Source organism: Spirosoma lacussanchae (assembly GCF_005870035.1).
GTDB lineage: Bacteria > Bacteroidota > Bacteroidia > Cytophagales > Spirosomataceae > Spirosoma > Spirosoma lacussanchae.
The window spans coordinates 441,527-453,764 of record NZ_SWJG01000003.1 but is presented as its reverse complement, the minus strand read 5'-3'; the positions used below and the strand labels follow the sequence as shown (position 1 = coordinate 453,764).

Genomic DNA, 12,238 nt, shown 5'->3' with positions numbered 1-12,238 from the left:
ATAGCCACCGGTTTTACGGTGCTGCGCTGACCAGAACACCCCTGGCCGGGTTGTTGACCACGGCCAGGGTGTGCATGAGTCATTACGGCTTGATGAGTATCTTACCCCATCGCCCGGGCCGGTCGGCGTGGGCAACAGCTTCCGTAATCTGATCGAGTGAATAGGTCGCTTCGACGGGTAGCTGAATTGCACCCGATGATAGCAGCGAGATCACGTTCTGCGCCACCTCCTGCCGGGTCGCGCTGTCTACACGGCGCATCCAGTCCGTCAGCCAAAATCCTTTGATGGTCAGCTCGCGGAAGATCATTAACCCTACGCTGATAGTCGGGTCTTGCCCGCTGAGCAGGCCGTAAACCAGCATAGTTCCGCCTTTACCCAGGCAGGTCAGGGCCTGCGAGGCCGTATGACCACCGACCGCGTCGAGCACGCAGCTCACACCGGCGCCCCCGGTAATCTGTTTTACCCGGGCGGTCAGATCATCCGTTTCAGTATTGATTACTTCGGTCAGTCCCAGGGTTTTCAGCTCGTCGTTGAGGTCGTTACGCCGAACCGTACCAATGGTCTTTATACCCCGCATGGCGCAGAGCTGAATTACCATTTTACCGAACGCCGAACCGGCCGCCGTCAGCATCAGCCAGCCACCCTCGGCTACACCCGAGTCTTTTACCATAGCATAGGCCGTAAAGGGATTGACGAACAGCTGAGCCGCCACCTCGTCGGTCATGGCATCGGGCACCGGAATCAGGCTGCGCTGGTGTGCAATGGCATACTCGGCCCAGGTTCCGACGCCGGTAAAGCTAACCCGGACGCCGGTGCGCATCTGTACCCCTTCGCCGACGGCATCCACGACGCCCATCCCTTCAAAACCCGCCCCCGACGGCAGCTGTGGCCGAATGCCGTACAGGTTCTGTACGAACATGATATCGGACGGATTAATGGGGCTGGCAACGACCCGGATGCGTACTTCGTTGGGTCCAGGCTCAGGTATGGCGACGTCTGTAACGTTGAGAATATCGGCGGGCTTACCCGTTTGTTCGAATAGGATGCTTTTCATACGCCAAAAATATCACTTAATTCGCACAAACTATTCCTAAACTCAGTCGCCAGTCGGTACCAGCTCCTTGTTCATGAGTCTCCTGCTGTCGGCTCCCAACTACCGTCTGAATGACAACCTCTCCTTTTCTGGGTGAATTAATTGGCACGATGGTGCTTCTGCTGCTGGGCAACGGGGTCGTGGCCAATGTGGTTTTAAAACAAACAAAAGGAAATTCCTCGGGCTGGATCGTGATTACCGCAGGCTGGGCATTTGCCGTAACTATCGGCGTCTTTGTGGCCAAAGCCTTCGGCAGCGTCGATGCGCACCTGAACCCGGCCGTAACCGTTGCCTTTGCCGTAGCCACCAGTGATTACAGCCACGTATTGCCCTACATCTCGGCCCAGCTGATTGGTGCCTTTCTGGGCGCTACGCTGGTCTGGCTACAGTACCTGCCCCACTGGGCCACCACGCCCGACCCGTTCGACAAGCTGGCGTGTTTCGGTACGGGGCCGGCCATCCGGAGCCTGGGTGCCAACTTCTTCAGCGAAGCGCTCGGTACGCTGGTACTGATCCTCGGCCTGGCCGGTATTTCGTCCAAAAATCTGGGCGAGCTAGCTATTGGTGTCGGCCCTTATCTGGTAGGTGTACTGGTCTGGAGCCTTGGTCTGTCGCTGGGGGGTACAACGGGATACGCCATCAACCCCGCCCGCGATTTTGGGCCGCGCCTGGCGCATACCGTACTACCCGTGTCGGGAAAAGGCTCGTCAGACTGGGCCTATGCCTGGATTCCGGTGGCCGGACCGCTGGCGGGCGCTCTTCTCGGTGGCTTGCTGATCCGGTGGTACGCCCTGTAGCACCCGCATCTACCCTACCTGTCTTTTTTTTATCGTTGTAATCTCAGCCTTCTCATGCCTACCTACGTAGCCGCTATCGATCAGGGTACCACCAGCACCCGCTGCATTGTTTTCGACCGGCAGGGTCAGATCGTTTCGCTGGCCCAGAAAGAACATAAACAGATTTACCCGCAGCCTGGCTGGGTCGAACACAACCCGGAAGAAATCTGGCGAAACACGCTCGAAGTGGTGGCGCTGGCGCGGATCAAAGCTAAACTGTCGACGCAGGACATCGTGGCCGTGGGCATCACGAACCAGCGCGAAACCACCGTTGTCTGGAACCGCCGAACCGGCAAACCCTATCATAACGCCATTGTCTGGCAGGATACGCGCACCGGCGATCTGGTCAATCAGTATGCGGCTGCCAGCGAACTCGGTCAGGACCGGTTTCGTGAACAAACAGGCCTGCCACTGGCTACCTACTTCAGTGGCCTGAAGCTGAAGTGGCTGCTCGATCATGTGCCTGGTCTGCGGGACGATGCCGAGCGGGGCGACGCCCTTTTCGGCAACATGGACTCGTTTGTAGTCTGGAATCTGACGGGCGGGCCGCAGGGCGGGCTACACCTCACCGACGTTACCAACGCCAGCCGGACCCAGCTGATGAGCCTGCATACCCTGAACTGGGACGACGCCCTGCTCGACGCCTTCACGGTACCCCGCGCCATGTTACCCGACATCCGGCCCAGCAGCGCCGTGTATGGCACGGTGGCTTCGGAGGTCCTGCCGGGGGTTCCGATTGCGGGTATCCTGGGCGATCAGCAGGCGGCTCTGGTTGGGCAAACGTGCTATGAACCAGGGCAGGCCAAAAACACCTACGGCACCGGCTGCTTCCTGCTCATGAACACCGGCACCGAGCTACGCCCCTCTACCTGCGGCCTGCTGACTACGGTAGCCTATCAGTTTGAGAACCAGCCAACCCAGTACGCGCTCGAAGGTTCGGTTGCCATCACCGGCGCCCTGGTGCAGTGGCTGCGCGACAACCTCGGTATCATCAAGAAAAGTACAGATATCGAAGCCCTGGCCCGCTCGGTCGATGACAATGGCGGGGCTTATTTCGTACCGGCGTTCTCGGGCCTGTACGCTCCCCACTGGAAAGCCGATGCACGTGGCGTCATTGCCGGCCTGACGCGCTTCGTGACCAAAGGCCACCTGGCCCGGGCCGTGCTGGAAGCGACGGCCTATCAGACCGTCGACGTAGTGCGGGCTATGGAACAGGATGCGGGCGTGTCGCTCAAATCCCTGCGCGTGGATGGCGGAATGGTTGTCAACTCCCTGCTGATGCAGTTCCAGGCCGATGTCCTGAACGGCCCCGTCATCTGCCCACGCATGACCGAAACCACAGCCCTCGGAGCCGCCTATGCCGCTGGACTGGCCGTTGGGTATTGGAACGGACTCGATGATTTACGGCAGAACTGGGGCATTGCGCACACCTACGAAGCGACCATGGCCGACGACCAGCGTCGGAAACTCATGCGCGGCTGGCAGAAAGCCATCGAGCGGTCGTTCGGCTGGGAAGACCCCGCCTGACCAGCTCGCATCGGGTGCAGATACCCAGGGTATCTGCACCCGATGCGAAAAATTAATGCAGCGGCATACTTTTCACCTTTCCGTTCGACACGTCGTTGATGCCGTACTGGATCACAAAAGCGTTGGGGTCAAGTTCGTTGATGATGGCTTTGAGCCGTCCTATTTCCAGCCGGGTAATTACCGTATACAGCACGTCCTGCGCCTGTTCCCGTACGCCATGTTTGCCATAACCCTGATGGCCAGCCAGCACAGTAACCCCCCAGCCCATCTCGGCCAGCTGATCATGAATAAGCAGGTGCTGGGGCGAAACGATCATCACAGCCGTATACTCCTCGAGACCGTGCACCAGGAAATCGATCATCTTGGAAGCGGCAAAGTAGGTGATAATGGAGTAGAGCGCCTGCTCAATGGTCAGAAAGAAAGCGGCCAGGCCGAAGATTACCACGTTCATCAGCAAGATAACATCACTGATCTTCAACAAATTACTGGTTCTACTGATCAGTAAAGCCGCTATTTCGGTACCGTCCAGCACGGCCCCGCCCCGCATGGCCAGACCAATACCCAGCCCGATAAAGAAGCCGCCAAAGACAGATGTCAGCAGCAGGTCGGGGGTAACGTCGGGGTAGGGTACCACGGCCACGCACACCGCCAATCCGGCAATAGCTACGGCGCTTTTGATGGCAAAGGGACCACCGATCTGTCGGTAACCGAGCACGATAAAGGGTAAATTGATGGCTGGAATCAGCACCGCCAGCGGCAGGCTGAGTATATCGGCCAGTAACATGGAGACGCCCGTAACGCCCCCGTCAATGAAGCGGCTCGACAGCAGAAAGCCCTTGAGACCCATACCGGCACTCAAAATACCGGCTACAATCAGGATAAAATTTTTCACGGGTGCAAACCAGGCGGGGCGTTTTTTCATTGGTTAGTCAGCATTGTTCATCTTTAAAAGACCCGAACGCTTATTTAGGTTTGGGAATCAGGAGAAATAAGACAGGAACCGTAAACGTTTGTTTAGCATTGCACTTCTTATGAAACACCTTCGCTCCTGCTTATTGTTTGGGTTTCTGCTCGTACTGGCAGCCTGTGGTACCGATAGGTCTGATTCCTACGTACCCAAACCCAAAGGGTATCCCCGCATCGATCTGCCCGTTGCGCGTTATCAGCCGCTGCCGCCAGCCCACCCGTACCAGTTTGACTACAATAAAATAGCCCGGATTCTGCCCGATACGTTTGCCCGATCAGAACCACACTGGATATTTATTCATTACCCGGCTTTTCAGGCCAGTGTGCAGCTGACCTACAAACCGGTTGGCCATGACGTAAACCGCCTGCGGGCCATGCTCGAAGATTCGTACAAGCTGGCCGCGCGGCATAACATCAAAGCCTACGCCATTGAGCAGCGCAAGATCCGGCTCAAATCCGGCATGGAAGCCAGCCTGATCGATCTGTCGGGCGAGGTGCCGAGCCAGGTACAGTTTGTCGTTACCGATTCAACAACCCATTTCCTGCGGGGCGCGTTATACTTCAACACCGCTACCCAAAACGACTCGTTACAGCCCGTCATCCAGTATATTCGCAAGGACGTTCTGCACCTGCTGAATACCCTGAAATGGCGCTGACCGGGCTAACCAGCTGCGGTAATCGACACAACTATGAAACAACGGCTTGCTTTTCTTTTCTGCCTCCTCGTATCCGGGGTTATGGCCCAGACTACCAAACCAGCTTCAACGGCCAGGGTGGCTACCAAAACGCCCGGCCAACTGCTATACGAGCAACATTGCCTTACCTGCCACCAGGCCAACGGCTCAGGCGTACCGAACCTGAATCCGCCCCTGCGCAATACCGCCTGGGTCACGGGCGATAAAACCCGGCTCATCAACGTATTGCTGAACGGCTTACAGGGCCAGGAGATCGAAGGCGAGGTCTACGACAACGCGATGCCCGCCCACGATTTTCTGAGCGACCAGCAAATTGCCGATGTGCTGACTTACATCCGCAGCAGTTTCGGCAACAAGGCCGAGGCCGTAACTGCCGACCAGGTAAAAACCGTCCGGGCTAAAAAATAGGCGGCTTTTTCCGGTTGAGGGCACCTGCTCCACCGGGGTCGCTTACCGGGACTGAATCCGGGCGCGGTGCTGTATCCCCCAAATACAAAGTTCCTGAATGATACCGTCGAGCGAGCGGCCGTACTGGGTCAGCTCGTACTCGATCAGGACGGGTGTGCTGGCGTATACCTGACGTTTCACAAACTCGTTCATTTCCAGCTCTTTCAACTCTTTCGACAGCAGCTTAGGCGTAATGTCGCCGATAACTCGCTGCAGTTCACCAAATCGTTTGGGTCCCGCGTGCAGCGCAATAACGATGGGTAGCTTCCATTTTCCGCTGAGCACATACAGCGCGTCATGAACACCACCCAGCTTATGCTTGCATTCGGCCTGGCTAATCGTTTGTCCGTGTTCGGCTACCATAATCCTGGTTTTTAAGGCATGATCACTATCCCAAAGGATACCGGTATCCTTTGGGATAGTGCTATCTTTTGCATATCGGGCATACATAATTTTGCAGGCAAATAGTTTCAAACTTTTAAATATATAGATATGAATTTTGCCGATGCACTCCACTGGCGCTATGCCGTCAAGAATATGAACGGGCAGGTAGTAGCTCCGGAGAAAGTAAACGCCATTCTGGAAGCAATCCGGCTATCGGCCTCTTCGGTTGGCCTCCAGCCTTACGAAATCCTGGTGGTGTCAGACCCGGTCCTGAAAGCCAAAATACACGAACTGGCGTGTCCGCAGCCGCAGATCGTCGACGGATCGCACATCCTGATTTTTGCCTCGCAGCTGACGGTAAGCGCCGACCATATCGACACCTACATGCAGCGCATTGCGCAAACCCGCGCTATACCCGTCGAGTCGCTGAACGGCTTTTCCACGTCCATAAAAGGATCTCTGCTGACCCGAAGTGCCGATGAACTCAGGAACTGGACCGCTCGCCAGGCCTATATTGCGCTGGGCTTCGGACTGGTAGCGGCCGCCGTTGAAGAAGTGGACTCCTGCCCCATAGAAGGTTTCAACGCCACCGCCCTCGACGAATTGCTGGGCCTGCCCGGAAAGAACCTCACCAGCGTGTTGGTGATGGCACTCGGCTACCGCGACGAAGCCAAAGATTTTCTGGCTAAAGCACCGAAAGTACGTAAACCACACGAGGAGTTATTCACGGAACTGGTATAGCCTGCCCAGCCAAAACAGGTACGCTGAACGGCCGGGTGCTGGCATAGTTCGATCAGGGCACCCGGCTGTTTCAGGTTGCAGCCGACAGATAACGAAAAGTTACCTTGTAATAAATATAGTATAATAAAATCGTGGCGGTGTTGCGTTAGAGGGCTAAACGCACATCATGAAAAAAGCCCTGCTCCTTTGTTTTCTATGCCTGTGTGGTTCTTTGCAGGCTCAACAGCCATCAAAAACCGGCAACGCGTTTACGTCCGCTTACGCGAAAGGGAGCTGGTCAGTGGGTATACACGCGGGGTATTCAAAAGGTCTCATTCTGGAGAATAACAGTACAGCCCAGTTGTATGCCGGCTATTTCATTGCCAACCGGCTTCTGCTGGGACTGGGTGCGTCGGGCAGTCAGGAATGGTTCAGGTCGGTTCGCAGCCAAACCTATACGGTAGGGCCGATAGCTCGCTACCAGATCAGCCGCACCCGTTTTTCGCCATTTCTGACGGCCTCCTACCAGTTTGGGAGCCGATCGTTATCCGGGGGCGAGAGCCAGACCACAACGAGTATAGTCAACACCCCAAATGGTCCTGTAACCATAAATGGTACGGCCCGTATACGCGGAACAGGGGTATCCAGATCAGTAGGTGTTTTTTCGGGCGGAGCAGGGGTGAGTGCCGGTATAAGCGCCACACTCCGGATCGATCTGGCCCTCAGCTACCAGCAATGGCTGGATCAGCCGCTGATTCAGCCGCAACTGGGGATCAACTATCTCATCGGTAAGAAATACTAAATTCTCCTGAGAATAGCCTAGCTTGCCGGCCAACCCATCAGCCAGACACAGCGGCATAACCGTCTTGTATCGTTGACAGGTCTGAGTTTGGGATGTCTATTTACCAGCAAGCTGACATGGAAGCTCCAACTGAACAACCCGATCGGTCATCGCTGCCGCAAGAGCGGTTCGATGCAGCCAATGACTTTCTCGAAACCTGCGACCGTATGAGCACCGGCTACGAAAGCGGGTTCTACTGGGAGGATACCCAGCGAGCCCTGCGCATTGCGGCCGGTCTGGAAACCTGGCCGACTCAAACGCACTAGCCAGCCTTGGCCTATCAACGGCTTTCCTTCATAACACAGCCGCCTGGTTATCAATCAGGCGGCTGTGTTGTGAACGTAACTTCACATCGGTACCAGGCGGTTTTTACAGACGACCGAGGTCGTGCCGGAACCGCTGGATGAGTTCCAGCTCCCGCGCAGATGTGTTATTGTGCGCTTCGGCAATTTGCAGCAGGATCTTTACAAAGCGTTTTTCCATTGGCGCAGTCAGAAATTTTCGGTGGTTGACAAACCGCCGTAGCGCAAAATCATAGGCTTCCTCTACCGGAACGGCGCAGTTCTCCAGCAAAAAAAACGTGTGGAGCGCTAGCTCGCCGTAAGGTTGTTCGCCCAGCAGCTGACGGGCCAGCCTGGTTTCTTCGGGATCAATACGCCCGTCTACTTTGGCCAGCGCGTAAACAACGTTACCCAGGCCCAGGTACAGATCGGCGGGCGCAGCGGTCAGGGGCGCTGCTTTACTACCTACTTTGTTAGCTTCCATATGATTAAAGGTTTATGTGTTGTTTACTGAACGCTGCCTGCCGACAGCATCAGGGGGGAGTTACCGTTGGTGATAATCACTTTACTATTAGGCGAGGTCGACAGCTTGTTGAAGGCTTCGATGGCCTTGAACTGAATCAGCATGGGCGTTAGCCCTTCGTTGATAATCCGCTGAGCGTCGCGGGTGCCTTCGGCTTCGATGATTCGGCGCTGGGCCTCCTGCCGTTCTTTGTCCAGCACAAACTGCATGCGCTGCGCGTCCTGCTCAGCCGCGAGTTTGTCTTCAATGGCTTTGGTCAGGCCCGCGGGTAACGAAATGCTTTTGAGCAGCACCGACTCGATCAGAAAGCCCCGATCTTTGAGCTGGGTCATCATCACCTCCCGGATAGACCGTTCAATATCGGCCCGTTGTCCGGTATGCATATCCTTGGCGAAGTACCGCGACGATACATCCGCTACGGCCGAGCGAAACACGGGCAGTATGACCACTTCGGCGTAGTCGGGCCCGATCTGCTCCACGATCCGGGGCGCATAGCTCCCTTCGACGCGGTACAGAATCGACACTTCCGACTGTACCGTCAGGCCTTCTCTGGAAGGCAGCGGAGCACGCACTTCGAGATTGACGGTTCGCGTCGGAATTTTGATGACCCGCGTCAGAATCGGGTTAAAAAGCTGTACGCCTTCGGGCAGGGTTTGCGGGTTTATTTTCCCAAGCGTTCGTCTGACGCCCACTTCGCCCTGCCGGACGATGGCGCAACTGCTCAGGGTTAGTACCGCCAAGCCAATAGGCAGAATGATGGTCGGTTTCATGGCTGTTGTGATAAATTGATGGTCTGATTAGATGAATCGGCGCCTGCCGGATACACACGACCGAAAACAGCCGGTGGTCAGTCTCGGCTGGGTGCGTAGCGCACGCGGTCGGTTCGGGGCTCGAGCGACAGCCGGCGGTACACCTTGGCCAGCTGCTGATCTACTTCCAGCTTGGCGGCCAGCAACGAGTCGTACTGAATCAGCTGCGCATCGTATCGCTGCTGAATCAGCTGCGTTTCGGTACGCTGATGGGCCAGGCTGAGCAAAGAGATGCCACAGACGAGGCCGCTCAGCAGCATAAGCATCCGACGATAGACCCGATACATGCGCAACCGCGCCCGGAAATTGCGGCCAGAACGGCGCTTCGCTCTGCCTGGATTGGAGTAATCGAGAATGTATTGGTTCATGGCTACTAGCGGTCGGTTGCGGAAACAAAGGTCTCCAACCCGCTTTAGAGCCCCATTAACCCCGTGTTAGAAAGCCATTAGAAAGTAGGCAACACCCGCTTCAGGCGCGTGGGAGCATCAGCTGAAAGGTGGTGCCGCGCGCTGCGGTCGACTCGACCGTGATGCGGCCCCGGTGCAGCTGGATAATGCGCTGAGTCAGCGACAGACCAATGCCGTGGCCAGGTACAGCGCGGCCATTGGTACCCCGCCGGAAGGGTTTGAATATATCAGGCAGTTCGCTGGGGTCGATGGGAGTGCCCTGGTTCTGGACCGTCAGCTGGATCATGTGCCGGTCGGCCGTCAGCTGCACGTTCACCTCGTGGCTGGGCGAAAACTTGCCGCCGTTCTCCATCAGGTTGAACAGCGCCGTTCGGAGCAGGGGTTCGTTACCCGTTACCCAAAACCCATCGGTACCCGACGCGGCCGGCCCGGTAACGACCTGTACGCTGTAACCAGGCCGAAGCCGAAGCAACTCTTCCCTGACCTGTTCGGTCAGTTCGTCGAGTGCTACCGGGCCCGTCACCACCGCTTTTTCGTCCAGGCTGACATTAGCCAGTGCCAGCAGGCCGTTGGTCAGCTGGTTCAGATCACGCACGTCGTCTAGTACCGAGGCCACGGTTGTGCGCAACTCGGTCAGGTCATCATCGGCCAGCAGCGACACCTCAAGCTGTCCGGTAATGGCCGTCAGGGGCGTTCGCAGCTCGTGGGATGCGTGCGAGACAAAGGTACGCTGCTGCTGAAAGGCATCTTCGAGCCGGTCGAGCATCCGGTTGAAGCGATGGGCCAGTTGGGTAAGCTCATCGGGGTTGGGGCCTTCTTTCAGCCGCTGGTCCAGCTGCGAGGCCGTGATGGTATCGATGCGATCGATAATCCGGCGAATCGGCTGCAACGCCCGACCGGCATAGACCCGGCCCGCCCCAAATACGACGGCCGTGGCCAGCAGCCAGCCCACCGTCAGCAAACCGGCCAGATTCCGCTGCTTACTGACTCCGTACTTGTCTACGCCCGACGCCAGCACCACCAGCCGGTGGTAGCGGTCGTAATACCGGACACCCACCACTTCGCGCGGGCCTACCCGCCAGTAAAGGCTGTTGTGCAGCCGCACGTCGTCGAGTTGTTTTTTCGATACTGTCAGGTAGTCGGTTCCGCTTTCAAAAACGATCTGGTTCCGGTGGTTGTAAATTATAATTTCTTCATCGTTCAGAACGGTCATATGGTTCTTGTCCAGCAGCTTATACAGCTGCCGCCCCATCGTATCCGGCCCAAACAGCAGTTCGGCAGAGGTTCGTGCTTCGGCATGCAGGCGCTCGCGGAATTCGTTCTCCCGATGCCGTTCGGCAACCAGGTAGATCGTAGCGCAGAATACCAGCAGTAAGCCCGATACGATGGCCGTAAAAAGCAGCGTCAGTCGATTGCGGATGGTCATTGCGCAGTGATCATTTCTGTTTCAGCACGTAGCCCAGGCCGATTACGGTATGAATCAGTTTAACGGGGGCGTCTTTGTCGATTTTGTTGCGCAGGTAGTTGATATAGACATCGATCACGTTGGTACCCGTGTCGAAGTTGAGATCCCAGACCTGCGAGGCAATGTCGACCCGCGACACGACCCGGCCCTGGTTACGCATCAGGTACTCGAGCAGAGAAAATTCACGGGCGGTCAGATCGATACTTTGTCCCATACGACGGGCTACTTTCTCGCGCAGGTCCAGCTCAAGATCGGCCATCTTCAGTACGGCCTCGCTTTCGTCGGGGGGCGTGGCCCGGCGCAGCAAAGCCCGGATGCGGGCCAGCAACTCCAGAAAATCGAACGGTTTGACCAAATAATCGTCGGCCCCCGCTTCAAATCCCATCAGCTTGTCGGTCGTGGAGTCGAGTGCCGTCAGCATCAAAATGGGGAGCTGTGTATTTCGGGTACGGATATACTGCGCCAGTTCAACCCCGCTCAGCACCGGCAGATTGACATCCAGGATAACCAGATCAAAATGTTCGGCCCCGACCAGTCGCTTCCCCTCACGCCCATCGGCCGCCACAGTCACGCTGTACGACTGGGTTTCCAGGCCTTTTTTGAGAAAAAGCGCCACTTTCGTTTCGTCTTCGACAACGAGGATGTTGGGTTTCGACAGGCTCATAACCAATTCAGTTTGACGAGGTAAAGGTACTACCAAACCGGAATATGATAGTATTACTTTCAAAATATCCCACTTTACTCACCTGTCGCTTACCCCACCGAAAAAAATTTAACAAATATTCTACTAAATCCATGTTACATATCTCATAAATAGACGTCTTAGATAGGCAGTGACTGCAACTACCCATGTGGTAAGATTAGGCAACGCCACCAGCAGAACGCGTTTTCGGTTGCTACGAACCAGCCACGACGCATAGTTAACTGATAGTCAACTAGTCAATATCACTTTACACGGGTCATCTCCTCTCACGTACGGTTTTTACAGCCATGAATCTGCCTGTTTTCGTCATCCTCTCTATTCTGGGTCAGCTCATCATGACCGTTAGCTTCGCGCGGGAAGCGCTCACTACCGACCAGGGCACCTTTTGCCGGGTGAAGTGCGCCATTGCCGGTTTCCTGTACCTGTTCGTCGCTATTCTGCTTGCCTGGTTTCTAATTGAGACGCCCGTCCTGCCAACGGTCTGAACGGGCGCCAGGGCTGTTGGCAGGACGGGCCCAGGGTCGTAATGAGCCGGCAAAAG

Annotated in this window: 16 protein-coding genes; 8 read left to right on the top strand and 8 right to left on the bottom strand. The window is 56.3% G+C overall.

Annotation, left to right across the window (positions count from 1 at the left end; translation table 11 throughout):
* Positions 1 to 82 precede the first annotated feature (82 nt).
* Entirely contained in the window at positions 83 to 1,054 is a 972-nt protein-coding gene (locus FBR45_RS15030; RefSeq protein WP_138503723.1) for a zinc-dependent alcohol dehydrogenase family protein, read from the bottom strand.
* A gap of 110 nt (positions 1,055 to 1,164) precedes the next feature.
* Between FBR45_RS15030 and FBR45_RS15025 the strand changes: the two genes are divergently transcribed.
* Both FBR45_RS15025 and glpK read left to right on the top strand, forming a co-directional pair.
* Complete coding sequence (locus FBR45_RS15025; RefSeq protein ID WP_138503721.1) at positions 1,165 to 1,890, top strand: MIP/aquaporin family protein; 726 nt, start codon at positions 1,165 to 1,167, stop codon at positions 1,888 to 1,890.
* Positions 1,891 to 1,944: 54 nt separating this feature from the next.
* Complete coding sequence (gene glpK, locus FBR45_RS15020) at positions 1,945 to 3,456, top strand: glycerol kinase GlpK (protein ID WP_138503719.1); 1,512 nt, start codon at positions 1,945 to 1,947, stop codon at positions 3,454 to 3,456.
* 52 nt (positions 3,457 to 3,508) lie between these two features.
* Here the strand turns inward: glpK and FBR45_RS15015 are convergent, their stop codons facing one another.
* Positions 3,509 to 4,378 (bottom strand): YitT family protein, encoded by an 870-nt coding sequence (locus tag FBR45_RS15015; RefSeq protein ID WP_077919398.1) that lies wholly within the window; start codon positions 4,376 to 4,378, stop codon positions 3,509 to 3,511.
* A gap of 109 nt (positions 4,379 to 4,487) precedes the next feature.
* Between FBR45_RS15015 and gldD the strand changes: the two genes are divergently transcribed.
* Both gldD and FBR45_RS15005 read left to right on the top strand, forming a co-directional pair.
* Positions 4,488 to 5,078 (top strand): gliding motility lipoprotein GldD, encoded by a 591-nt coding sequence (gldD, locus tag FBR45_RS15010; RefSeq protein ID WP_138503717.1) that lies wholly within the window; start codon positions 4,488 to 4,490, stop codon positions 5,076 to 5,078.
* Positions 5,079 to 5,111: 33 nt separating this feature from the next.
* Entirely contained in the window at positions 5,112 to 5,525 is a 414-nt protein-coding gene (locus tag FBR45_RS15005) for a c-type cytochrome (RefSeq protein ID WP_138503715.1), read from the top strand.
* A gap of 42 nt (positions 5,526 to 5,567) precedes the next feature.
* Here FBR45_RS15005 and FBR45_RS15000 read toward each other — a convergent pair whose 3' ends face one another.
* Positions 5,568 to 5,927: a winged helix-turn-helix transcriptional regulator gene (locus FBR45_RS15000; RefSeq protein ID WP_138503713.1), complete on the bottom strand. Its 360-nt coding sequence runs from the start codon at positions 5,925 to 5,927 to the stop codon at positions 5,568 to 5,570.
* Positions 5,928 to 6,056: 129 nt separating this feature from the next.
* On the opposite strand from FBR45_RS15000, the gene FBR45_RS14995 reads away from it, so the two are divergent.
* The 3 genes from FBR45_RS14995 to FBR45_RS14985 all read left to right on the top strand — a co-directional run bounded on the left by FBR45_RS14995 (position 6,057) and on the right by FBR45_RS14985 (position 7,775).
* Complete coding sequence (locus FBR45_RS14995) at positions 6,057 to 6,689, top strand: NAD(P)H-dependent oxidoreductase (RefSeq protein WP_138503711.1); 633 nt, start codon at positions 6,057 to 6,059, stop codon at positions 6,687 to 6,689.
* A gap of 166 nt (positions 6,690 to 6,855) precedes the next feature.
* On the top strand, positions 6,856 to 7,470 hold the full coding sequence (locus tag FBR45_RS14990; protein ID WP_138503709.1) for a hypothetical protein: 615 nt from the start codon (positions 6,856 to 6,858) through the stop codon (positions 7,468 to 7,470).
* A gap of 116 nt (positions 7,471 to 7,586) precedes the next feature.
* Complete coding sequence (locus tag FBR45_RS14985) at positions 7,587 to 7,775, top strand: hypothetical protein (protein WP_077919404.1); 189 nt, start codon at positions 7,587 to 7,589, stop codon at positions 7,773 to 7,775.
* A gap of 103 nt (positions 7,776 to 7,878) precedes the next feature.
* On the opposite strand, the gene FBR45_RS14980 is transcribed toward FBR45_RS14985, so the two are convergent.
* The 5 genes from FBR45_RS14980 to FBR45_RS14960 form a co-directional block, all read right to left on the bottom strand.
* Positions 7,879 to 8,274, bottom strand: a complete 396-nt coding sequence (locus tag FBR45_RS14980; RefSeq protein ID WP_138503707.1) for a tellurite resistance TerB family protein — start codon at positions 8,272 to 8,274, stop codon at positions 7,879 to 7,881.
* 23 nt (positions 8,275 to 8,297) lie between these two features.
* A complete protein-coding gene (locus FBR45_RS14975; RefSeq protein WP_138503705.1) occupies positions 8,298 to 9,083 on the bottom strand; it encodes a prohibitin family protein in 786 nt (261 codons plus the stop codon).
* A 77-nt stretch (positions 9,084 to 9,160) separates the two neighbouring features.
* Positions 9,161 to 9,490: a hypothetical protein gene (locus FBR45_RS14970; RefSeq protein WP_129603419.1), complete on the bottom strand. Its 330-nt coding sequence runs from the start codon at positions 9,488 to 9,490 to the stop codon at positions 9,161 to 9,163.
* 100 nt (positions 9,491 to 9,590) lie between these two features.
* The gene (locus FBR45_RS14965) at positions 9,591 to 10,955 is read right to left on the bottom strand and encodes a sensor histidine kinase (protein ID WP_138503703.1); all 1,365 of its coding nucleotides are present in this window, start codon (positions 10,953 to 10,955) and stop codon (positions 9,591 to 9,593) included.
* Positions 10,956 to 10,965: 10 nt separating this feature from the next.
* Positions 10,966 to 11,658: a response regulator gene (locus FBR45_RS14960; protein WP_077919409.1), complete on the bottom strand. Its 693-nt coding sequence runs from the start codon at positions 11,656 to 11,658 to the stop codon at positions 10,966 to 10,968.
* Positions 11,659 to 11,984: 326 nt separating this feature from the next.
* On the opposite strand from FBR45_RS14960, the gene FBR45_RS14955 reads away from it, so the two are divergent.
* Complete coding sequence (locus FBR45_RS14955; RefSeq protein WP_138503701.1) at positions 11,985 to 12,182, top strand: hypothetical protein; 198 nt, start codon at positions 11,985 to 11,987, stop codon at positions 12,180 to 12,182.
* Positions 12,183 to 12,238 lie beyond the last annotated feature (56 nt).